Origin of the sequence: Geopseudomonas aromaticivorans (genome assembly GCF_019097855.1) — a bacterium.
In the GTDB taxonomy this organism is placed as follows: Bacteria; Pseudomonadota; Gammaproteobacteria; order Pseudomonadales; family Pseudomonadaceae; genus Geopseudomonas; species Geopseudomonas aromaticivorans.
Genome location: NZ_JAHRGL010000025.1, coordinates 1 through 20,379 on the forward strand (window position 1 = coordinate 1; position 20,379 = coordinate 20,379).

Consider the following 20,379-nt stretch of genomic DNA (forward strand, 5'->3'; position numbering starts at 1 on the left):
TACCGCTCCAAGCTAGGTGCAACATGTCGCACAAGATCGCCCTGAATTTCGAAGACGGTGTCACCCGCTTCATCGATGCCAACGCCAGTGAGACCGTGGCCGACGCCGCCTACCGCCAAGGCATCAATATTCCGCTCGACTGCCGGGTCGGCGCCTGTGGCGCCTGCAAGTGCCAAGTCGAATCCGGCAGCTACGAGCTCGGCGAGGACTTCATCGAGGACGCCCTCAGCGCCGAGGAGGCCGCCCAGGGCCTGGCGCTGACCTGTCAGATGCGCGCCAAGAGTGACTGCGTGGTGCACGTCCCGATGTCGTCCAGCGCCTGCCGCATCAAGCAGGGCAGCTTCCGCGCTGCGATCCGCGAAGTGCGCGCGCTGTCCGACAGCACCCTCAGCCTGACCGTCGAGGGCGAGGAGCTGGGCAAGCTGGCCTTCCTGCCCGGGCAGTACGTCAACCTGCAGGTGCCAGGCAGCGAGCATACCCGCGCCTACTCGTTCAGCTCGATGCCTAGGGACGGCCAAGTGTCGTTCCTGATCCGCAACGTGCCGGGCGGACTGATGAGCGGCTACCTCACCGGCGCGGCTAAGGCCGGCGATGCCGTGACCATGACCGGTCCGCTGGGCAGTTTCTATCTGCGCGAAGTCCAACGTCCGCTGCTGCTGCTGGCCGGCGGCACGGGCCTCGCCCCGTTCCTGGCAATGCTAGAGATGCTCGAGGCCAGCGGCAGTGAGCAGCCGCTGCACCTGATCTACGGTGTTACCAACGACTTTGACCTGGTTGAACTGGACAAGCTGGATGCCTTCGCCCAGCGATTGCCCAACTTCACCTGGAGCGCCTGCGTGGCCAGCCCGGACAGCGCGTACCCCAACAAGGGATACGTGACCCAGCATATCGCGCCGGGCCAGCTGAACGATGGCGACGTCGACATCTACCTTTGCGGTCCGCCGCCGATGGTCGAGGCGGTCAACCAGGATCTGCGCCAGCGCGGAATCAAGCCGGCGAATTTCTACTACGAGAAGTTCGCGGCTAGCGCCTAAGCAGTTTTCATGAACTCCATGGGCTAGACCCCTTTGATGGGACAGGCTTGGCAGTGTGCCAAGCAGTTCCATCCTTTTTATTTGAAGAACCAGGAGCAGTGCTTCTGGTTTTCCCCAAATCATCGGGGGCCAACAGATTGAGGCTGGAAAAATGAGCAAACGCTTCCAAGAAAAGGTCGCAGTGATCACAGGTGCCGCTCAAGGTATCGGCCGGCGTGTGGCCGAGCGGATGGCAGCGGAGGGAGGTCGCTTGGTGTTGGTCGACCGCTCTGAACTAGTCCATGAGCTATCCCACGAGCTGTCAGGCATCGCCGAGGTGCTGTCCCTCACTGGTGACCTTGAACAGGCCGGCGATTGCCAGCGGGTGATGACGGCGGCGGTCGAGCGCTTCGGTCGCCTTGATATCCTGATCAATAACGTCGGTGGCACCATCTGGGCCAAGCCGTTCGATCGCTATCTGGAGCACGAGATTGAGGCAGAGGTGCGCCGCTCGCTGTTTCCCACTCTGTGGTGTTGCCATGCTGCACTGCCCCAGATGCTCAAACAGGGGAAGGGCGCCATCGTTAACGTATCCTCGGTGGCTACCCGCGGGGTCAACCGCGTGCCCTACGGTGCTGCCAAGGGTGGCGTCAACGCACTGACTGCCTGTCTGGCGTTTGAAACCGCCGAGTTTGGTATTCGTGTCAACGCTACCGCACCAGGCGGCACGGAGGCACCTCCACGCCGTATCCCGCGTAATACTGCAGAGCAGAGCGAGCAGGAGAAGGTCTGGTATCAGCAGATAGTCGATCAGACCATTCAAAGCAGCCTGATGAAGCGCTATGGCACCACCGACGAACAGGCGGCCGCCATTCTTTTCCTCGCCTCCGACGAGGCCTCCTACATCACTGGTGTGACTCTGCCAGTGGCAGGAGGGGATCTTGGCTGATCCTTGCACCTGATAAGTGATGAAATCGACGTACCACGAAGCAAGGTACAGAAAATGTTCAGTAATCCATATTCGAGATCTTGCCAAATTCTCAGTCTTTGCGAGCTTTAAAGATTTTCGGTGAGTTATGGATGCTAGCTATGAAGTGCGTGAGCAATTAAGTGGTGAAGTCTTTCACGGCCATCCAGACCAATCAGTTCTGCGAGCGATGGAGAACCAAGGTATACGCTGCGTGCCGGTCGGGTGCCGCGGGGGAGGATGTGGAGTGTGCTTGGTGCAGGTGGTAAGCGGTGAATTCGAGTGCGGTCGCATGAGCTATCGCCATGTGCCGACTGAGGCGCACGCACAGGGCTGGGTGCTAGCTTGCCAATTGTATCCACGTAGTGACTTGGTCATAGAGCACTATCCGGGAGTAGACCTTTCCGGGAGCAAGTTTGGCTAACAAATTCCTAGGCCCGGTGTTGGATTCATGATGTTTTAGGCCAAACAAAAAAGACAACAGAGGTGTCGATATGAGCAAAGGTGTAATGCGCCCTGGGCATATCCAAGTGCGCGTACTAGACATGGCCAAGGCCTTAGAACACTACGTAGAGCTTCTGGGTCTTATTGAGGTCGACCGCGACGAGAGTGGTCGTGTTTACCTCAAAGCATGGAGTGAGGTTGATAAATTCTCGTTGGTACTACGTGAAGCCGATGAGGCCGGCATGGACTTCATGGGGTTCAAAGTAATCAATGAAACCGCTCTCGGACAGTTGGCTGAGGATCTCGTGTCATTTGGCTGCTCGGTAGAGAATATCCCTGCCGGTGAGTTGAAGGGCTGTGGCCGCCGTATCCGCTTCAGCGCACCGTCCGGCCACAGCTTCGAATTGTTCGCTGAGAAGGAGCAGACCGGCAAGTGGGGGCTGGCCGAGGTCAACCCGGAGGCCTGGCCGCGCGGTCTCAAGGGCATGAAGGCTGTGCGCTTTGATCACGCGCTTATGTATGGCGATGAGTTGCCGGAAACCCTGCGTTTGTTCACAGAGGTGCTTGGCTTCGATCTGGCTGAACAGGCCGTCGATGCGCACGGCAATCGCATCGCCCAGTTTTTCACGTGCAGTATGAAGTGCCACGACGTGGCGTTCATCCAGCATGCCGAGAAGGGCAAGCTACACCACGTCTCGTTCTTCCTGGAGACTTGGGAGGACGTGCTGCGCGCCGCCGATCTGATCAGCATGACCAACACCTCAATCGATATCGGGCCGACCCGTCATGGCCTGACACACGGTAAGACCATCTATTTCTTCGACCCGTCCGGCAACCGCAACGAGGTGTTCTGCGGCGGCGACTACCACTACCCGGACCACCCGCCGGTGACCTGGACCGCCGACCAGCTGGGCAAGGCGATCTTCTACCATGACCGCCAGCTCAACGAGCGCTTCCTCACCGTCCTGACCTGACCCGAATCGCCTGGAACACGAGCGTGCACATGAAAGAGATCAAACACTTCATCAACGGACAGTACGTCGGCTCGGCCAGCGGCAAGCTGTTCGACAACGTCAATCCGGTCAACGGCCAGCTGATCGCCAAGGTCCACGAGGCCGGCGAAACCGAGGTGGACGCCGCGGTCAAGGCCGCACGCGCGGCGCTCAAGGGCCCCTGGGGGCGGATGACCGTGGCCGAGCGCACCGAGATCCTGCATCGCGTGGCCGACGGCATCACCGCGCGCTTCGACGAGTTCCTCGAGGCCGAATGCCAGGACACCGGCAAGCCGAAGTCGCTGGCCAGCCACATCGACATCCCGCGCGGCGCGGCCAACTTCAAGGTCTTCGCCGACCTGATCAAGAACGTCGCCACCGAGGCCTTCGAGATGGCCACCCCGGACGGCGCCGGTGCGCTGAACTACGCGGTGCGCCGGCCCAAGGGCGTGATCGGCGTGATCAGCCCGTGGAACCTGCCGCTGCTGCTGATGACCTGGAAGGTCGGCCCGGCACTGGCCTGCGGCAACACCGTGGTGGTCAAGCCGTCTGAGGAAACCCCGAGCACCACCGCGCTGCTCGGCGAGGTGATGAACGCCGCCGGCGTGCCGGCCGGCGTCTACAACGTGGTGCACGGCTTCGGCGGCGACTCGGCCGGCGCCTTCCTCACCGCGCACCCGGACGTCGATGCGATCACATTCACCGGCGAGACCGGCACCGGCGAGACCATCATGCGCGCTGCTGCCAAGGGCGTGCGCCAGGTCTCGCTGGAGCTGGGCGGCAAGAACGCCGGCATCGTCTTCGCCGACTGCGACCTGGACAAGGCCATCGAAGGCACCCTGCGCTCGGCCTTCGCCAACTGCGGCCAGGTCTGCCTGGGCACCGAGCGGGTCTATGTCGAGCGGCCGATCTTCGACGAGTTCGTCGCCCGCCTGAAGGCCGGCGCCGAGGCGCTGAAGATCGGCGAGCCGAACGACCCGGAAGCCAACTTCGGTTCGCTGGTCAGCCACAAGCACCGCGAGAAGGTCTTGAGCTACTACCAGAAGGCCAAGGACGAGGGCGCCACCGTGGTCACCGGCGGCGGCGTGCCGGAGATGCCGGCCCACCTGGCTGGCGGCGCCTGGGTGCAGCCGACCATCTGGACCGGCCTGCCGGACGACTCGGCGGTGGTCACCGAGGAAATCTTCGGCCCCTGCTGCCACATCCGCCCGTTCGACACGGAAGAGGAAGCCATCGAGCTGGCCAACAGCCTGCCCTACGGCCTGGCCTCGGCGATCTGGACCGAGAACGCCTCGCGCGCGCACCGCGGCGCCGGGCAGATCGAGGCCGGCATCGTCTGGGTCAACAGCTGGTTCCTGCGCGACCTGCGCACCGCCTTCGGCGGCAGCAAGCAGTCGGGCATCGGTCGCGAAGGCGGGGTGCACTCGCTGGAGTTTTACACTGAGCTTAAAAACGTCTGCATCAAACTCTAAGGTATCCAACCATGAATGTACCTGAACAAAGCCCGGAAATCGGCCGCGAGATCCTCGCCGCTGGCTACCGCACTAACCTGCATGACCAGGGCGAAGGCGCTCCGGTCCTGCTGATCCACGGCTCAGGCCCCGGCGTCACTGCCTGGGCCAACTGGCGCGGGATCATCCCGCAGCTGGCGCAGACGCGCCGGGTGGTTGCCCCGGACATGCTTGGCTTCGGCTACAGCGAACGCCCGGCCGACCAGCAGTACAGCCAGGCACGCTGGGTCGAGCATGCCATCGGCGTGCTGGATGCCCTCGGCATCGCCCAGGCCGACATCGTCGGCAACTCGTTCGGCGGCGGCCTGGCACTGGCCCTGGCCATCCGTCACCCCGAGCGCGTGCGCCGGCTGGTGCTGATGGGCAGCGTTGGCGTGTCCTTCCCGATCACCGAAGGGCTGGAGACAGCCTGGGGCTATACACCATCGCTGGCCAACATGCGCCAGCTGCTCGACCTGTTCGCTTACGACCGCACCCTGGTCAACGACGAGCTGGCCGAGCTGCGCTACCAGGCCAGCATCCGCCCGGGCTTCCAGGAGTCCTTCGCCGCGATGTTCCCGCCGCCGCGGCAGCGCGGCATCGAGGACCTGGCCAGCCGCGAGGCGGACATCCGCGCCCTGCCCCACGAGACGCTGGTGATCCACGGCCGCGAGGACCGGATCATCCCGCTCGAGGCCTCGCTGACCCTGGCCCGGTGGATCGAGAACGCCCAACTGCACGTGTTCGGCCATTGCGGCCACTGGACCCAGATCGAACACGCCGACCGTTTCGCCCGCCTGGTCGAGGACTTCCTCGCCGAGGCGGACCGCACCCCATCCTGAGAGAACCATCATGGACAAGGCATTGATCAACCAGCTCGGCGACGAGCTCTACCAGGCGATGGTCCAGCGCGAAACCGTCACGCCGCTGACCAGCCGCGGCTTCGACATTACCGTCGAGGACGCCTACCACATCTCCCTGCGCATGCTGGAACGGCGCCTCGCCGCTGGCGAGCGCGTGATCGGCAAGAAGATCGGCGTCACCAGCAAGGCCGTGCAGAACATGCTCGGCGTGCACCAGCCGGACTTCGGTTACCTCACCGACGCGATGGTCTACAACAGCGGCGAGGCGATGCCGATCAGCGAGAAACTGATCCAGCCACGCGCCGAGGGCGAGATCGCCTTCATCCTCAAGAAGGACTTGATGGGTCCGGGCGTGACCAACGCCGACGTGCTGGCCGCCACCGAATGCGTGATCCCCTGCTTCGAAGTGGTCGATTCGCGCATCCAGGACTGGAAGATCAAGATCCAGGACACCGTCGCGGACAACGCCTCCTGCGGGCTGTTCGTGCTCGGCGACCAGGCCGTCTCACCGCGGCAGGTCGATCTGGTCACCTGCGGCATGGTGGTGGAGAAGAACGGCCAGCTGCTCTCCACCGGCGCTGGCGCCGCTGCGCTGGGTTCGCCGGTCAACTGCGTGGCCTGGCTGGCCAACACCCTCGGCCACTTCGGCATCGGCCTGAAGGCCGGCGAGGTGATCCTCTCCGGTTCCCTGGTGCCGCTGGAGCCGGTCAAGGCCGGCGACTTCATGCGCGTCGACATCGGCGGCATCGGCAGCGCCAGCGTGCGCTTCGTCTGATCCAGAACAATAAAGGGAACAATCCCATGAGCAAGAAACTGAAAGCGGCGATCATCGGCCCGGGCAACATCGGCACCGACCTGGTGATGAAGATGCTGCGCTCCGAGTGGATCGAGCCGGTGTGGATGGTCGGCATCGACCCCGAGTCCGATGGCTTGAAGCGCGCCCGCGAGTTCGGCCTGAAGACCACCGCAGAAGGCGTCGACGGCCTGCTGCCGCACGTACTCGACGACGACATCCGTATCGCCTTCGACGCCACCAGCGCCTACGTGCACGCCGAGAACAGCCGCAAGCTCAACGAGCTGGGCGTGCTGATGGTCGACCTGACCCCGGCGGCCATCGGCCCCTACTGCGTGCCGCCGGTCAACCTCAAGCAGCACGTCGGCACCCTGGAGATGAACGTCAACATGGTCACCTGCGGCGGCCAGGCCACCATCCCCATGGTCGCCGCGGTATCGCGCGTGCAGCCGGTGGCCTACGCCGAGATCGTCGCCACCGTGTCCTCGCGCTCCATCGGCCCGGGCACGCGCAAGAACATCGACGAGTTCACCCGCACCACCGCCGGCGCCATCGAGAAGGTCGGCGGGGCGAAGGAAGGCAAGGCGATCATCGTGGTCAACCCGGCCGAGCCGCCGCTGATGATGCGCGACACCATCCACTGCCTGACCGAAGGCGAGCCGGACCAGGACGCCATCACCGAGTCGGTGCAGGCGATGATTCGCGAGGTGCAGCAGTACGTGCCCGGCTACCGGCTGAAGAACGGCCCGGTGTTCGACGGCAACCGCGTGTCGATCTTCATGGAGGTCGAGGGCCTGGGCGACTACCTGCCCAAGTACGCCGGCAACCTGGACATCATGACCGCCGCTGCGCTGCGCACCGGCGAGCTGTTCGCCGAGGAAATCGCCGCCGGCACCATTCAACTGCCAGCGCGCGAAGCGGCACTGGCCTAAGGGAGACGCACCATGAATCTGACTGGCAAGAAAGTCACCCTGCACGACATGAGCCTGCGCGACGGCATGCACGCCAAGCGCCACCAGATCAGCCTCGAGCAGATGGTCGCCGTGGCCACCGGCCTCGACGCCGCCGGCATGCCGCTGATCGAGATCACCCATGGCGACGGCCTCGGCGGCCGTTCGATCAACTACGGTTTCCCGGCGCACAGCGACGAGGAATACCTGAGCACGGTGATCCCGCAGCTCAAGCAGGCCAAGGTCTCCGCCCTGCTGCTGCCGGGCATCGGCACGGTCGACCACCTGAAGATGGCGGTGGACTGCGGCGTGTCGACCATCCGCGTCGCCACCCACTGCACGGAAGCGGACGTGTCGGAGCAGCATATCGGCATGGCCGCCAAGATGGGCGTCGACACCGTCGGCTTCCTGATGATGGCGCACATGGCCAGCCCGGAGAAGGTGCTGGAGCAGGCCCGCCTGATGGAAAGCTACGGCGCCAACTGCATCTACTGCACCGACTCGGCCGGCTACATGCTGCCCGACGAGGTCAGCACCAAGATCGGCCTGCTGCGCGCCGAGCTGAACCCGGCGACCCAGATCGGCTTCCACGGCCACCACAACATGGGCATGGCCATCGCCAACTCGCTGGCCGCCATCGAGGCCGGTGCGGTGCGCATCGACGGCTCGGTGGCGGGTCTCGGCGCCGGCGCCGGCAACACCCCGCTGGAAGTGCTGTGCGCGGTGCTCAAGCGCATGGGCGCCGAGACCGGCATCGACCTGTACAAGATCATGGACGTCGCCGAGGACCTGGTGGTGCCGCTGATGGACCAGCCGATCCGCGTCGACCGCGATGCCCTGACCCTGGGCTACGCCGGCGTGTACAGCTCGTTCCTGCTGTTCGCCCAGCGCGCCGAGAAGAAGTACGGCGTGCCGGCGCGCGACATCCTCGTCGAACTGGGCCGCCGTGGCACCGTCGGTGGCCAGGAAGACATGATCGAAGACCTCGCCCTGGACATGTCCCGGGCCCGCCAGAACCAGAAGGTGAGCGCATGAACCGTACCCTGACCCGCGAGCAGGTGCTGGCCCTGGCCGAGCACGTGGAAAACGCCGAACTGCAGGCCCATGACATCCACAAGGTCACCAACGACTACCCAGAGATGACCTTCGCCGATGCCTACGACATCCAGTGGGAGATTCGCCGGCGCAAGGAAGCGCGCGGCAACAAGATCGTCGGCCTGAAGATGGGTCTGACCTCGTGGGCGAAGATGGCACAGATGGGCGTGGAGACGCCGGTCTACGGCTTCCTCTCCGACTACTTCAGCGTGCCGGACGGCGGTACAGTGGACTGCTCCAAGCTGATCCACCCGAAGATCGAGGCGGAAATCGCCGTGGTCACCAAGGCGCCGCTGCACGGCCCGGGTTGCCACATCGGCGACGTGATCGCCGCGATCGACTACGTGATCCCGACCGTGGAAGTGATCGACTCGCGCTACGAGAACTTCAAGTTCGACCTGATCAGCGTGGTGGCCGACAACGCCTCCTCGACCCGCTACATCACCGGCGGCCAGATGGCCAACCTCGAGGACGTCGACCTGCGCACCCTCGGCGTGGTGATGGAGAAGAACGGCGAGGTGGTGGAAGTCGGCGCCGGCGCCGCGGTGCTCGGCCACCCGCTGTCCAGCGTGGCCATGCTGGCCAACCTGCTGGCCGAGCGCGGCGAGCACATCCCGGCCGGCACCTTCATCATGACCGGCGGCATCACCGCCGCCGTGGCGGTGGCGCCGGGCGACAACATCTGCGTGCGCTACCAGGGGCTGGGCAGCGTCTCCGCCCGTTTCGTCTGAACAAGGAAGCCAATATGCCCATTGCCCAGATCCATATCCTCGAAGGCCGCAGCGACGAGCAGAAGGAGGCGCTGATCCGCGAGGTCAGCGAGGCCATCGCGCGTTCGCTGGACGCGCCGCTGGCCAGCGTGCGGGTGATCATCACCGAGATGCCCAAGGGCCACTTCGGCATCGGCGGCGAGCCGGCCAGCAAGGTCAGGCGCTGAAGTGGAGATGCCCGTCACGACGCTGCGGGTCGACGCACCCGACCTGCACTGGCAAGCCGCCCAGCGCGCGGTCGCGGCCGCGGTGGCCCAGGCCTGCGCGCTGGGCATCCGCATCCATGTGGCGGTGGTCGACCGCGCCGGGCACACCCTGGCCTACCTGCGCATGAATGGCGCCTTCCTGCATTCCGAAGGCATCGCCGTGGACAAGGCCTACACCGCGGCGAGCTTCGGCTTCCCGACCCGCGACTGGCTCGAGGTGCTCGGCGACAACCCTCGGCTCAGGCTCGGCCTGCCGGCGCGCGAGCGCCTGGTGGTGTTCGGTGGCGGCCTGCCGATCCTGCTCGACGGCCACTGCCTGGGCGGCATCGGCGTCTCCGGCGGTAGCGAAGAGCAGGACGAGGCCTGCGCCGAAGCGGGGCTGCGGGCGATGCGGGCCACAGCTCTGCGGATTCCACGCTGATTCGAACACTCATTCCACGCACATCCGGACATCGATTCCACGGCCATCCGGACACTTTTCTGGCAGGCAGCCGCGCAGGATTTCTTCACTACCATCGACCTCTTTTTCGAAGCAGAGAGGTCGTCGTGGAGCGTTTATCCATGCGTAAAATCCGAGAGGTGTTGCGCCTCAAGTTCGACTGCTGTAACGCCGTTGCAGGCACCACTCGTCGTTCTGCTCCAGCAGCATCGCGCCTACCAGCCGTGTGATTGCAGGATCGTTGGGAAAGATGCCTACGACGTCGGTGCGGCGTTTGATCTCCGCGTTAAGCCGCTCCAATGGATTGGTGCTGTGTAATTGCTGTCGGTGCGCTTTTGGAAACGCCATGTGAGCCAGCACTTCATCCTCGCAGCCGTCCATGAGTGTCGCGATCTTGGGGTATTTTTCGCGTAGCTGATCAGCGACCAAACGCCATTGCTGATGGCATTCGGCACGGCTGTCCTGGGCGAAGACCGTGCGCAGTAGGGCCGCCACCATGGTGCGTTGACCTTTGCTGACGTGGGCCATGGCATTACGCATGAAATGCACACGGCAGCGCTGCCAGGTCGCGTTGAAGACTTTGGAAACAGCCGCCTTGAGCCCTTCGTGGGCGTCGGAGATGACCAGCTTCACGCCCCGCAAGCCACGTCGCATGAGGCTGCGCAGGAAGTCTGTCCAGAACGGCTCAGCCTCTGACGGCCCAACCCGCATGCCTAGGACTTCGCGGCCACCGTCGGTGTTCACGGCCACGGCGATTATTACGGCGACCGAGACGATGCGTCCGGCCTCCCGCACTTTGACGTAGTTGGCATCGATCCAGAGATAGGGCCAGTCGCCCTCAAGCGGGCGGTCAAGGAAGGCGTGAACGCGCTCATCGATCTCACCAGCTAGCCGTGAGACTTGGCTTTTAGAGATACCGGTCATGCCCATGGCCTTGACCAGCTCGTCGACCGAACGCGTTGAAACGCCTTGGATGTAGGCCTCCTGGATGACTGCCGCCATGGCTTTCTCAGCGGTGCGTCGAGGTTCAAGGAAACCAGGGAAATAGCTGCCTTGGCGCAGCTTGGGAATCTTAAGGTCGACGTCGCCTGCGCGGGTTTGCCAAAGACGATCGCGGTAGCCATTACGGCTATTTGTCCGGTCTGGGCTTTTGACATCGAAGCCCGCGCCGCACAGGCCTTCGACATCGAACTCCATCATGCGCTGGGCAACGAACTGGATCATTTGCTTGAGCAGATCAGCGTCTGCCCCTTTCTCAACCAACTCGGTCAATGCGATAGTGGGCTTGGTCATCGTGGTTTCTCTGGTGAGTGTTTGGTCTTCGCAAACTCAACGTTAGCCAAGAACCACGATGACCATCCTCTTTCGCCCGCAGGGCGCCTTCGGCTGGTTCAGTTACACCACTTCTCGGGGCACGATCCGGATGCCTACTGACAGATTAGCATTTCAACAATTAACGGGGGACATAGCCTTGAAAAACGCCGGCCGCTTCGGCCAGCGCCTTGTCCTTGCGCCGCAGCTCGCGCTCCAGTTCGCGGATACACTTTTTGTCCGCCTTGGCCTGCTCACGTTCGGTCTGTCGCTGCGCCTGCGCTGACTGCTGGCCACTGATGCAGGCCTGCACCTGATCGGGGTACAGGCCCTCACGGCGGCAGTATTCGCTCAGTTCGATCTCCGACAGGGCGGCGGTTTCCAGCACCACAGCGAACTTGGCTTCGGCTGGCCAGTCATCTGCAATTTCTTGTCTCCTGGCACCACGGCTCCCTCTGCCTTGGCCTGTTTGCGCCAAGCATACAGGGTCACTTCGCTGATGCCTTCATGGCGGGCCACCACGGCCACGGACAGGTTCAGCGGCGGAAATAGCTTCTTCAACAGCGCGGCTTTACGTTCAGGTGAATAACGCGGCATTGCATGGCTCTTTCCGCCCCCGGCCTTTCATTTTGATGAATCCGATCAGGCGACAACTATCCTGACACCGGGGGGGGGGGGGAGACGTCACGCGTAAGCGAAATGACCTGTGACGATGCACCGAAATCCGTACCGCCCTGGCTTAATCAAATCGAGAGGTGTATCTGCGCGCTCGAGCATTTGATCGAATCAGCTGACGGCAGTATGCCTATAGTCAGGCCTAAAACTTAATTAAAATAATATAAAAATCAATGACTTAGTATTTATTTTGGGGCCGGAGGCAAGAGGTGGCGCAGGATTTGCAATGTTGAAGAAAACAAAAAAAATGGTGGCATTCAGTGTCAAATTTTCTCAGCTATGATCAGGTTGGCCACTTTCACCTTTTTAACGCCAAAATCGGGCCTGCTGTATCTGTGGTGGCTAACAGCGTTGAGGCTGGCCTGGAATTTTCCATGGGCGAGGCTACGCGGGTTGACCCGAGCACCAGTTTTTGTGAGGCCGTAATCATTGGTGTGCTTGTGACTTTGCACGCCGCCTGCGGCGCAGCTATCGGCTTTGTCTCCCTCAAAATAGACGATAGTAGATCCCAGTCCCACGATGCGGGTAAGTCAATCGTCAGCCCAATCGCTAAACTTAATCGACCATACGCTAAAGCCAGCCATAGTAGTGTGCGGTTGTTTGTTGTCTCGGCGCTGCGGCGCCATGGCTCACAATTCATATTAAGGTGCACTAGGTATACGCTGATATCTCTAGTTTTTCGGGAATCCCCTCGAGCCTTAAATTTTGCCAGCGCAGCTACAACTAAGGCAACGTTAATTATTGAGCGTGTCGATGAAAAGTGCTGTGTTTTTTTTGTCGCAATCTTGGTTTCCTGTGATGCTTAGTAGCCTTTTCTGTGCGAGAAAACTAATAGCTGGATGGGGGCTGTTTGGGTTTGGTGCGCATGTATATAACTGGCCTCTTGTTTTATATCTGATTTGTTTCAGGCATGAAAGACTAGCAGGTGAAGGTCGAAGTTAACTGCAAGCAAAGCGATAGGTAAGAAAATGATCAAAAATATAGTGATAGTAGGAAGCGGTCTTGCAGGAGTTACCGCCGCCCGTAAACTGCGTGGAAGAGGCTATAACGGAAGCATCCATTTGATTGGCAGTGAAAAAGAATTGCCATACGACCGCCCTACATTATCAAAAGATGTGCTAGGGCGCAGAATTGAAGTGCCTCCAAAACTAATGGATGACGCATGGTATGAGAAAGAGAAAATTGATTTACATTTGGGTGACAAGGCAGTAGCCATTGATGCGAGGCAGCGTAGTGTAACTCTTGAATCCGGATTGACATTGGATTTCGATCGCCTGTTATTCGCCACAGGTATTCAGCCACGCACGCTGTCTGTAACAGGCGGGGGGTTGGACGGGGTACACAGGCTCCGTGACCTTAGAGACTGTAAGTCTTTATTGTCAGCGTTCGAAGCAGGGCGCAACCTTGTAATAATTGGTGGCGGTCTGATCGGTTGTGAGGTGGCTACGGTTGCGCGTAAAGCGGGGCTCGAAGTCACGATCGTTGAGTGTGCAGATGAGCTGCTAACGCGTGTTCTGGGTCGACAAGTCGGGGCTTGGTGCCGTGAACAACTTCAAGCATTGGGAGTTCGGGTCGAACTGCGCGCGCAAGTAGAGTCAATTTTTGGTGAGCGATGTGTTCGTTCGGTGATGTTGTTCGACGGTCGGGAGCTTGTTGCCGACACGATTCTTGCGAGTATTGGAGGGATACCTGATGATAACTTATTGAGTGCCGCTGGAATTTATTGCGAAACAGGTGTTTTGGTGGACGCCTGTGGCAAGACATCTTGCGATGAAATTTACGCCGCAGGTGATGTGGCGGCTTGGCCGCTAAAGCAAGGTGGGCGGCGTTCTCTTGAGACATACATCAACACTCAACAACAGGCAGAGACAGCCTCGTTGGCTATGTTAGGAGATTTTCAGCCGCAGCTTCAGATTCCTACTTCCTGGACTGAAATCGCCGGTCAGCGTATCCAAATCATTGGGGATATGAATGGTCCAGGCGAGTACGTCTGGCGGGGTGAATTGACCTCCGGAGAGCCTGCCTTTGTTGTGCGTTTACTTTACGGAAAATGTCTTGCTGCGGTAGCCATCAATGCAAGTAGGGATTTCAGTGTTTTGAGCCGCTTAGTGATATCCGAGATTAAGGTATCTACGGTCTTGCTTTCCGACACAAATGTCAGTCTTCGTGAACTTCTGAAGCCAAGGCATTAATATGTTTGAAACTAAGTCTACAGATACTAAACATGCTGACCTTGTTGGTGTGGAGTACTTAGTAAATATCACAGCAGGAGGCCAAGCAAATTATCTCTGTCGTGAGAACGAAACGTTATTGCGGGGAATGTTGCGTCTCGGCTGTAAAGGGATTCCGGTTGGTTGCCTTGGCGGGGGGTGCGGAGTATGCAAAATCAAGATCCTGAAAGGTACGGTTCGAAAACTTGGTCCGATGAGCAGGGCGCACATTACAGTCGAAGAAGAAAAAAATGGATGCTGCCTCGCCTGTAAAGTTGCGCCAGTAGAATCTGTAGAAATCGAAGTTTTGTCGAAGAAGATCAATAAATCTCTTGCTGCGTTGATACCTCAAAAAGGCAAGAGCTAAATTTTTCAAGAAGTCATTGAGCTGGAGGGTCGGGAATGGGAGTGCTACGGATCGGACATGCAAATATATGCGTGATGGATATCAAAGCGGCAGTAAATCATTATGAGACTGTGCTTGGTATGAAAAAAACCCATGTAGATCAGGAAGGAAACGTTTATTTAAAGTGTTGGGATGAGTGGGATAAATATTCGCTCATCTTGACACCTTCCGATCAGGCTGGACTGAAGCACATCGCATACAAGGTTGAACACGACAGCGATCTCGATCTTTTTCAGCAGAGAATAGAATCATACGGCATCACTACCGACATGCTGCCCTCAGGAGAGCTGCCTGCTATGGGGCGGATGATTCGTTTCAATATTCCAAGTGGGCATGAAATTAGGCTCTACGCAGAGAAAGAGTGCGTAGGAACAGAGGTTGGTTCCCGTAACCCTGATCCTTGGCCCGACAACATCAGAGGCGCTGGAGTAAAGTGGCTTGATCACATAGCTCTTGTCTGCGAACTGAATCCGGAGTTGGGCATCAATCACGTCGCTGACAATGTCAAATTTTTTATGACATGCCTGGATTTCTATATGAGCGAGCAGGGGTTGATTGGACCGGATGCATCCATCCAGGCTGTTGCATTCCTTTTTAGAGCAACGAAGCCGCATGACATCGCTTTTCTACCTGGCCCGAGGGCTGGTGTGCATCACATCTCTTTTTTCCTCGATTCGTGGCACGACGTATTAAAGGCAGCTGATGTAATGGCAAAAAACAAGGTCAAAATCGACCTCGCGCCGACTAGGCACGGTATTACACGAGGTGAGACTGTCTATTTCTTCGACCCAAGTGGAAATAGAAATGAGACATTTGCGGGATTGGGCTATCTCGCGCAACCGGATCGCCCCATTAACACGTGGACTGAAGACAGTTTGTGGCGCGGCATACTATTTCATACTGGTGAACCATATCCTGCGTTCACCGAAGTATATACCTAATGGAGTCTAAATTTATGGGGTGTGCCGAAAAAGAGATCTGGGTAAAACTTATTTCGTGTGACGAGGTAGAAGAAGATTTTGGTGCAAAGATTGAGCGAAATGGAGCTCCCCCCCTGGCTGTGTTTCGATTGGGGGCCGAGTTCTTTGTCACCGATGATACTTGTACTCACGGCGAAGCATCCTTGTGTGACGGGGAAGTTTTCCCAAATGGAGAAGTGAGTTGTCCGTACCATGGCGGAACGTTTGATATACGCAGTGGCGCGCCGTGTAAGTATCCTTGTTCCGTGCCGATTAAAATTTATAAGGTTCGGGTTATTGATGGCTTTGTTTGGGCTGATTTAGAGCAAGCCTAATTTTTCTGCAGCATGGCGATATATCATCAACCTGCAGCTAGTTTATTGAGGAGCAAAATAATGACAATCTCAAATAATGAGTTTCCATTTTTGGATCACTCCGAATTTGGACCGCGACGGGTCAGTCGCGAAATATTTACGAATCCTGAACTCTTTGAACTCGAATTCTCACGAATTTGGGAAAAAATATGGGTGTACGCAGCTCACGAAAGCGAGATATCCAAGCCTCGATCATTTGTAACCCGTTGGGTTGGGCGTGTGCCCGTGATTGTCAATCGAAATAAGAAGGGGGAAATTAACGCCTTTGTAAATGTTTGTACTCACCGCGGGGCAACGCTCTGCCGGGTTTCAAAAGGCACGCGTGCGAACTTTGTATGCCCTTTCCACGGCTGGGCATTTGACGACAACGGTTCTTTAACGGCGACAATGAATGAGGAGCAGGGTGGCTACCCTGAGGGTTTTGATAAGAAGAAATTAGGGCTAAGACGTTTAAAGGTTGCGAATTATAAGGGATTTATATTTGTTACCTTGAATGAGGAGGCAGAGGCGATAGATCATTATTTGGCGGATGCCAAGACATTTGTAGATATATTGGTAGAACAGTCACCTGATGGATTGGAAGTTCTCAAGGGAGTGTCAACCTATACTTTCAACGGCAATTGGAAGCTTCAGGCTGAGAATGGTGTTGATGGCTATCATGTTGCAGCCACTCATGGGAATTACGTTCAAACGCTACAAAATCGAGCGAACTCCAATACTAAGGGGCAAAAGACTAAGGTTATGAATGTAGGTGATCTCCCCAATGCGCGAGGAGGTTACTATGATTTGGGAAATGGTCATACAGTTATCTGGTCGGATTGGACGAACCCTCAGGATAGACCGCTATATCCAATGAAAGAAGAGCTTAAGGCGCGTATTGGCGAGGCTAAAGCGAATTGGGCTGTCGGCAGGCTGAGAAATCTGCTCATTTATCCCAATGTTTTTTTTATGGACCAAACTAGTAGCCAGATCAGAGTATTCCGCCCTCTTGCGGTCGATAAAACAGAGGTAACGATCTATTGTTTTGCTCCTAAGGGAGAGGAGCCAGCGGCTCGTGCGCACCGCATTAGACAATATGAAGATTTTTTTAATGCAAGTGGAATGGCAACTCCAGATGACTTGACTGAGTTTTCAGAGGTTCAGAAGGGATGTCGTGCGCATTCTGTTGCTCGCTGGAGCGATATGTCGAGGGGTATGACTCAAGAAATTAAAGGCCCTGACGATCTCGCAAATGAATTGGGTATTAGTCCAGCAAGCAGTGGTTCGAAAATAGAAGATGAAGGGATTTTTTTGGCACAACATCTCAGGTGGCTTGAGTTAATGGGGTTTAAAGGAGAATAATCATGGCCATTTCGTTCGAAACGCGTTTTCGTGTACAAGACTTTGTTTGTTCGGAGTTGCGTTACTTGGATGATCGAGACTGGGATAAATGGCTTTCTCTGTTTTCCGAGGATGTTGAGTTCTGGGTGCCCGCATGGGAGTCCGAGTATGAAACTACAACGGATCCCCAAAGCGAAATGTCTCTGATGTTTTATAGTGGTCGTGGTGGGTTGGAAGATCGTGTATTTAGAATCAGAACCGGATTGTCAGCAGCATCGACACCGCTTCCTAGGACTTGTCATATAGTTAGTAATATTCAGATTGCTGAAGCCTTCGAAGGGTATGAAGTAACCGCAAACTGGGTGAGTCACGCATTTAGGAATGGAGAAACCACTACCTTTTACGGAACTTACGACTACCGAATTCTAGAAGATGCTGGTGATTTTCTTATCAAATATAAGAAGATTGTTGTAATGAACGATTTGATTCCGACCGTATTAGATATATATAACATCTGATTCTTTTGTGGGCGGGTGAAAAATGCTGGCGATAAGAAAGGTTAAAGCAGAGCGTGGAGGTATATCCGTTGACGATGTGCCTGTCCCCGAATTGGTTCATGATACAGACGTGTTGGTAAAAGTCGAAGCAGCTGGAATCTGCGGTACTGACTTGCTGATTTACAAATGGGGCGACTTTGCGAGACGGATGAATCTGCCGACTATCCTTGGTCATGAGGTTAGCGGGGTGGTTGAGCAAGTCGGATCTGACGTCAAAGGCCTAAGGCCCGGAATGCGGGTTAGTCTGGAGAGTCATCTCCCTTGTGGAGTCTGCTATACATGTCGTCGCGGCTGGGCGCATGTGTGCCCCCATACGCGCTATCCAGGGGTCGACTTCGATGGTGGCTTCGCTTCGTTCGTCGTGGTTCCGGAAAGTGTGTGTTGGCCGGTGCCGCAGGAAGTCTCGCCGCTACAGGCGGCAATGATGGAACCTTTTGGCCTTGCGGTACATGCGAGTCTGGAAGGTTCTGGGGTTTCGGGATTGAATGTTCTTATTTCTGGTTGCGGGCCGATTGGACTTATGAACGTTGCTGCGGCCAAAGCATTGGGTGCAAGTAAGGTCATTGCGACGGATGTCCATCCACTACGTCTCTCTGCTGCGGCTCAATTGGGGGCTGATGTATGCATTGACGCAACTGATGAGAGTGTTCATGACACGGTGTGCTCGCTGCTCGGAGAGAGAGGGGTGGATGTTGCAATTGACTATTCTGGGCAAGCTGCAGCGTTGACCGCGACTATTAAATCAATAACTCATGGTGGCGAGTTGCGATTAATGGGTGTTCCTTCTCATGGGATTTCACTCAACTTAGAGGAGTGGCTTTTCAAAGGTCTTGTAGTGCGTGGCTTACACGGACGGCGTCTTTTTGAAACATGGGAGCGTTCAACTAGCTTACTCGCTACAGGGCGTGTTGATTTATCTTCACTCGTATCGCATCGATTGCCACTAACGGCGACCGAGGATGCCTTCGAAATGGCTATTAGCGGCCAATCGTTGAAAATTCTGTTTGAGCCAAATGGCTCATGTGTTTAATTTTCTGAAAATAAGGAGAAATAATTATGCATGAGACAAAAGAGCAGCCAATCTGGGGCGGAAAGATATTTAGTTCAACTTGGGTCGAGGCGCGGGGGGGGGTTGCCAATGTTGTCGATCCGTCCAATGGAGATATCCTTGGGATTACGGGCGTTGCTAACCGCGAAGATGTCGATGTTGCTGTGAGCGCAGCTAAGATAGCGCAGAAAGAATGGGCTGCAATGCCATTCAGTGAAAGAGCCGCCATTGTCCGCAAGGCTGCCGATAAACTGAAGGAGCGTGAACATGAGTTCGCCGATTGGAACGTCCGAGAATGTGGCGCGATTCGTCCGAAGGGCTTATGGGAGGCTGGAATTACCTATGAGCAAATGCATCAAGCTGTAGGTTTGGCTTCTTTGCCTAATGGTGCGTTGTTTCCATCGGCAGTTTCTGGGCGCATGAATCTTTGTCAGCGCGTTCCAATTGGCGTGGTTGGTGTAATTGCCCCTTGGAATTTTCCGCTTTTCTTGGCAATGCGTTCGGTTGCACCAGCCTTAGTGTTGGGTAACGCAGTAGTCTTAAAAGCTGACCTTCAGACTGCTGTCATCGGGGGGGCACTCATTGCTGAAATCTTTTCCGATGCTGGTATACCAGAAGGGGTTCTTCATGTTCTTCCTGGTGGAGCCGACGTAGGAGAGTCAATGGTAGAGAATCCAGGAATCAACATGATCTCCTTTACCGGTTCGACCCAGGTTGGCCGGTCGATTGGAGAGAAATGCGGGAGGATGCTGAAAAAAGTTTCGCTTGAACTGGGGGGCAACAATGTAAACATCGTACTGCCCGACGCCGATCTTGATGGGGCCGTCGGCTGTGCGGCATGGGGGACATTCTTTCATCAGGGGCAAGTCTGCATGGCAGCGGGACGGCATTTGGTGCATCGCGACATCGCTCAGGAATATGCAGCGAAACTTGCTAAGCGTGCACAGAGCTTAGTGGTGGGGGATCCAAACACGGATCAAGTGCATCTCGGCCCCCTTATCAATGACAAACAGGTTGATCGCGTTCACGCGCTCGTTGAGTCTGCGGAGCGGGCCGGTGCTAAGGTCTTAGCAGGAGGTGCATATGAGGGGCGTTACTACCAAGCAACAGTGGTAATGGATGTAAAACCGGATATGGAAATTTTTCAGTCGGAAATCTTTGGCCCGGTAGCTCCTATAACTATTTTTGACAGTATTGATGAGGCGATAGAATTAGCCAATAGCTCAGAGTATGGCTTGGCAGCGTCTATTCATACTAAATCATTGACCACTGGCATGAAGATCGCAAACCGGCTAAAAACCGGTATGGTGCATATCAATGATCAGCCGATTAATTGTGAACCTCATGTTCCTTTCGGAGGGATGGGTGCTTCCGGGAGTGGTGGCCGCTTTGGGGGAACTGCAAGTATTGAGGAATTTACACAGTCTCAATGGATTAGCGTGGTTGATAAAACGGCTGTTTACCCTTTCTAAAAACACAATTTCAATTTTTTTCTCT

At 57.2% G+C, this 20,379-nt stretch carries 21 protein-coding genes and 2 pseudogenes; 21 read left to right on the forward strand and 2 right to left on the reverse strand.

All coding sequences use genetic code 11. The annotated features are described in order from the left end of the window. Window positions 1–23 precede the first annotated feature (23 nt). The 12 genes from benC (at window position 24) to KRX52_RS11045 (ending at window position 10,004) form a co-directional block, all read left to right on the forward strand. Window positions 24–1,034, forward strand: a complete 1,011-nt coding sequence (gene benC / locus KRX52_RS10990; RefSeq protein ID WP_217681799.1) for a benzoate 1,2-dioxygenase electron transfer component BenC — start codon at window positions 24–26, stop codon at window positions 1,032–1,034. A 151-nt stretch (window positions 1,035–1,185) separates the two neighbouring features. Then, window positions 1,186–1,962: a 1,6-dihydroxycyclohexa-2,4-diene-1-carboxylate dehydrogenase gene (locus KRX52_RS10995; RefSeq protein ID WP_217681777.1), complete on the forward strand. Its 777-nt coding sequence runs from the start codon at window positions 1,186–1,188 to the stop codon at window positions 1,960–1,962. 127 nt (window positions 1,963–2,089) lie between these two features. Further along, on the forward strand, window positions 2,090–2,404 hold the full coding sequence (locus KRX52_RS11000) for a 2Fe-2S iron-sulfur cluster binding domain-containing protein (RefSeq protein ID WP_217681778.1): 315 nt from the start codon (window positions 2,090–2,092) through the stop codon (window positions 2,402–2,404). Window positions 2,405–2,474: 70 nt separating this feature from the next. Next, window positions 2,475–3,398: a catechol 2,3-dioxygenase gene (locus KRX52_RS11005; protein WP_217681779.1), complete on the forward strand. Its 924-nt coding sequence runs from the start codon at window positions 2,475–2,477 to the stop codon at window positions 3,396–3,398. Between the two features lie 29 nt (window positions 3,399–3,427). Further along, window positions 3,428–4,888 (forward strand): 2-hydroxymuconic semialdehyde dehydrogenase, encoded by a 1,461-nt coding sequence (locus tag KRX52_RS11010; protein WP_217681780.1) that lies wholly within the window; start codon window positions 3,428–3,430, stop codon window positions 4,886–4,888. Window positions 4,889–4,899: 11 nt separating this feature from the next. Then, entirely contained in the window at window positions 4,900–5,748 is an 849-nt protein-coding gene (locus tag KRX52_RS11015) for an alpha/beta fold hydrolase (protein WP_217681781.1), read from the forward strand. A 10-nt stretch (window positions 5,749–5,758) separates the two neighbouring features. Further along, the gene (gene dmpE, locus KRX52_RS11020; protein ID WP_217681782.1) at window positions 5,759–6,544 is read left to right on the forward strand and encodes a 2-oxopent-4-enoate hydratase; all 786 of its coding nucleotides are present in this window, start codon (window positions 5,759–5,761) and stop codon (window positions 6,542–6,544) included. A 26-nt stretch (window positions 6,545–6,570) separates the two neighbouring features. Next, window positions 6,571–7,494 carry an acetaldehyde dehydrogenase (acetylating) gene (locus KRX52_RS11025; RefSeq protein WP_217681783.1) on the forward strand — a complete coding sequence of 308 codons (924 nt, stop codon included), beginning with the start codon at window positions 6,571–6,573 and terminating at the stop codon, window positions 7,492–7,494. 12 nt (window positions 7,495–7,506) lie between these two features. Further along, window positions 7,507–8,547 (forward strand): 4-hydroxy-2-oxovalerate aldolase, encoded by a 1,041-nt coding sequence (dmpG, locus tag KRX52_RS11030; protein WP_217681784.1) that lies wholly within the window; start codon window positions 7,507–7,509, stop codon window positions 8,545–8,547. Continuing rightward, on the forward strand, window positions 8,544–9,338 hold the full coding sequence (dmpH, locus tag KRX52_RS11035; protein ID WP_217681785.1) for a 2-oxo-3-hexenedioate decarboxylase: 795 nt from the start codon (window positions 8,544–8,546) through the stop codon (window positions 9,336–9,338). The genes dmpG and dmpH overlap by 4 nt, the downstream gene beginning before the upstream one ends. Beyond that, window positions 9,335–9,544 (forward strand): 4-oxalocrotonate tautomerase, encoded by a 210-nt coding sequence (locus KRX52_RS11040; RefSeq protein WP_302850371.1) that lies wholly within the window; start codon window positions 9,335–9,337, stop codon window positions 9,542–9,544. The genes dmpH and KRX52_RS11040 overlap by 4 nt, the downstream gene beginning before the upstream one ends. Before the next feature lie 7 nt (window positions 9,545–9,551). Further along, window positions 9,552–10,004 (forward strand): GlcG/HbpS family heme-binding protein, encoded by a 453-nt coding sequence (locus KRX52_RS11045; RefSeq protein ID WP_217681787.1) that lies wholly within the window; start codon window positions 9,552–9,554, stop codon window positions 10,002–10,004. Between the two features lie 168 nt (window positions 10,005–10,172). On the opposite strand, the gene KRX52_RS11050 is transcribed toward KRX52_RS11045, so the two are convergent. Both KRX52_RS11050 and KRX52_RS11055 read right to left on the reverse strand, forming a co-directional pair. After that, entirely contained in the window at window positions 10,173–11,315 is a 1,143-nt protein-coding gene (locus tag KRX52_RS11050) for an IS256 family transposase (protein WP_217681788.1), read from the reverse strand. Between the two features lie 184 nt (window positions 11,316–11,499). After that, window positions 11,500–11,930 (reverse strand): annotated as a pseudogene (locus KRX52_RS11055) (transposase); the annotation flags it as partial. 1,046 nt (window positions 11,931–12,976) lie between these two features. Between KRX52_RS11055 and KRX52_RS11060 the strand changes: the two are divergent. The 9 genes and pseudogenes from KRX52_RS11060 (at window position 12,977) to KRX52_RS11095 (ending at window position 20,354) form a co-directional block, all read left to right on the forward strand. After that, entirely contained in the window at window positions 12,977–14,200 is a 1,224-nt protein-coding gene (locus KRX52_RS11060) for an NAD(P)/FAD-dependent oxidoreductase (RefSeq protein ID WP_217681789.1), read from the forward strand. 1 nt (window position 14,201) lies between these two features. Next, window positions 14,202–14,585 carry a 2Fe-2S iron-sulfur cluster-binding protein gene (locus tag KRX52_RS11065; protein ID WP_254797521.1) on the forward strand — a complete coding sequence of 128 codons (384 nt, stop codon included), beginning with the start codon at window positions 14,202–14,204 and terminating at the stop codon, window positions 14,583–14,585. A gap of 35 nt (window positions 14,586–14,620) precedes the next feature. Beyond that, complete coding sequence (locus tag KRX52_RS11070) at window positions 14,621–15,565, forward strand: catechol 2,3-dioxygenase (protein WP_217681790.1); 945 nt, start codon at window positions 14,621–14,623, stop codon at window positions 15,563–15,565. A gap of 14 nt (window positions 15,566–15,579) precedes the next feature. Further along, complete coding sequence (locus KRX52_RS21070; protein ID WP_217681801.1) at window positions 15,580–15,918, forward strand: non-heme iron oxygenase ferredoxin subunit; 339 nt, start codon at window positions 15,580–15,582, stop codon at window positions 15,916–15,918. Between the two features lie 60 nt (window positions 15,919–15,978). Further along, on the forward strand, window positions 15,979–17,298 hold the full coding sequence (locus KRX52_RS11080) for an SRPBCC family protein (protein ID WP_217681791.1): 1,320 nt from the start codon (window positions 15,979–15,981) through the stop codon (window positions 17,296–17,298). A 2-nt stretch (window positions 17,299–17,300) separates the two neighbouring features. Beyond that, window positions 17,301–17,795 carry an aromatic-ring-hydroxylating dioxygenase subunit beta gene (locus KRX52_RS11085; protein WP_217681792.1) on the forward strand — a complete coding sequence of 165 codons (495 nt, stop codon included), beginning with the start codon at window positions 17,301–17,303 and terminating at the stop codon, window positions 17,793–17,795. Window positions 17,796–17,817: 22 nt separating this feature from the next. Further along, a pseudogene (locus KRX52_RS21075) lies at window positions 17,818–18,219 on the forward strand (alcohol dehydrogenase catalytic domain-containing protein); the annotation flags it as partial. Between the two features lie 3 nt (window positions 18,220–18,222). Then, a complete protein-coding gene (locus KRX52_RS20760) occupies window positions 18,223–18,864 on the forward strand; it encodes a zinc-binding dehydrogenase (RefSeq protein ID WP_367890533.1) in 642 nt (213 codons plus the stop codon). 26 nt (window positions 18,865–18,890) lie between these two features. Then, the gene (locus tag KRX52_RS11095) at window positions 18,891–20,354 is read left to right on the forward strand and encodes a benzaldehyde dehydrogenase (protein WP_217681794.1); all 1,464 of its coding nucleotides are present in this window, start codon (window positions 18,891–18,893) and stop codon (window positions 20,352–20,354) included. The last annotated feature ends 25 nt before the right edge of the window (window positions 20,355–20,379 follow it).

Bases quoted from the DNA above. Each gene is read 5' to 3' on its own strand.
- KRX52_RS11080 (WP_217681791.1), top strand. From the start codon at position 15,979: ATGACAATCTCAAATAATGAGTTTCCATTTTTGGATCACTCCGAATTT.
- KRX52_RS11010 (WP_217681780.1), top strand. From the start codon at position 3,428: ATGAAAGAGATCAAACACTTCATCAACGGACAGTACGTCGGCTCGGCC.
- KRX52_RS11095 (WP_217681794.1), top strand. From the start codon at position 18,891: ATGCATGAGACAAAAGAGCAGCCAATCTGGGGCGGAAAGATATTTAGT.
- benC (WP_217681799.1), top strand. From the start codon at position 24: ATGTCGCACAAGATCGCCCTGAATTTCGAAGACGGTGTCACCCGCTTC.
- KRX52_RS11025 (WP_217681783.1), top strand. From the start codon at position 6,571: ATGAGCAAGAAACTGAAAGCGGCGATCATCGGCCCGGGCAACATCGGC.
- KRX52_RS11000 (WP_217681778.1), top strand. From the start codon at position 2,090: ATGGATGCTAGCTATGAAGTGCGTGAGCAATTAAGTGGTGAAGTCTTT.
- KRX52_RS21070 (WP_217681801.1), top strand. From the start codon at position 15,580: ATGGGGTGTGCCGAAAAAGAGATCTGGGTAAAACTTATTTCGTGTGAC.
- KRX52_RS11060 (WP_217681789.1), top strand. From the start codon at position 12,977: ATGATCAAAAATATAGTGATAGTAGGAAGCGGTCTTGCAGGAGTTACC.
- dmpG (WP_217681784.1), top strand. From the start codon at position 7,507: ATGAATCTGACTGGCAAGAAAGTCACCCTGCACGACATGAGCCTGCGC.
- dmpH (WP_217681785.1), top strand. From the start codon at position 8,544: ATGAACCGTACCCTGACCCGCGAGCAGGTGCTGGCCCTGGCCGAGCAC.
- KRX52_RS10995 (WP_217681777.1), top strand. From the start codon at position 1,186: ATGAGCAAACGCTTCCAAGAAAAGGTCGCAGTGATCACAGGTGCCGCT.
- KRX52_RS11045 (WP_217681787.1), top strand. From the start codon at position 9,552: ATGCCCGTCACGACGCTGCGGGTCGACGCACCCGACCTGCACTGGCAA.
- KRX52_RS11085 (WP_217681792.1), top strand. From the start codon at position 17,301: ATGGCCATTTCGTTCGAAACGCGTTTTCGTGTACAAGACTTTGTTTGT.
- dmpE (WP_217681782.1), top strand. From the start codon at position 5,759: ATGGACAAGGCATTGATCAACCAGCTCGGCGACGAGCTCTACCAGGCG.
- KRX52_RS11050 (WP_217681788.1), bottom strand. From the start codon at position 11,315: ATGACCAAGCCCACTATCGCATTGACCGAGTTGGTTGAGAAAGGGGCA.
- KRX52_RS11065 (WP_254797521.1), top strand. From the start codon at position 14,202: ATGTTTGAAACTAAGTCTACAGATACTAAACATGCTGACCTTGTTGGT.
- KRX52_RS11005 (WP_217681779.1), top strand. From the start codon at position 2,475: ATGAGCAAAGGTGTAATGCGCCCTGGGCATATCCAAGTGCGCGTACTA.
- KRX52_RS11070 (WP_217681790.1), top strand. From the start codon at position 14,621: ATGGGAGTGCTACGGATCGGACATGCAAATATATGCGTGATGGATATC.
- KRX52_RS11015 (WP_217681781.1), top strand. From the start codon at position 4,900: ATGAATGTACCTGAACAAAGCCCGGAAATCGGCCGCGAGATCCTCGCC.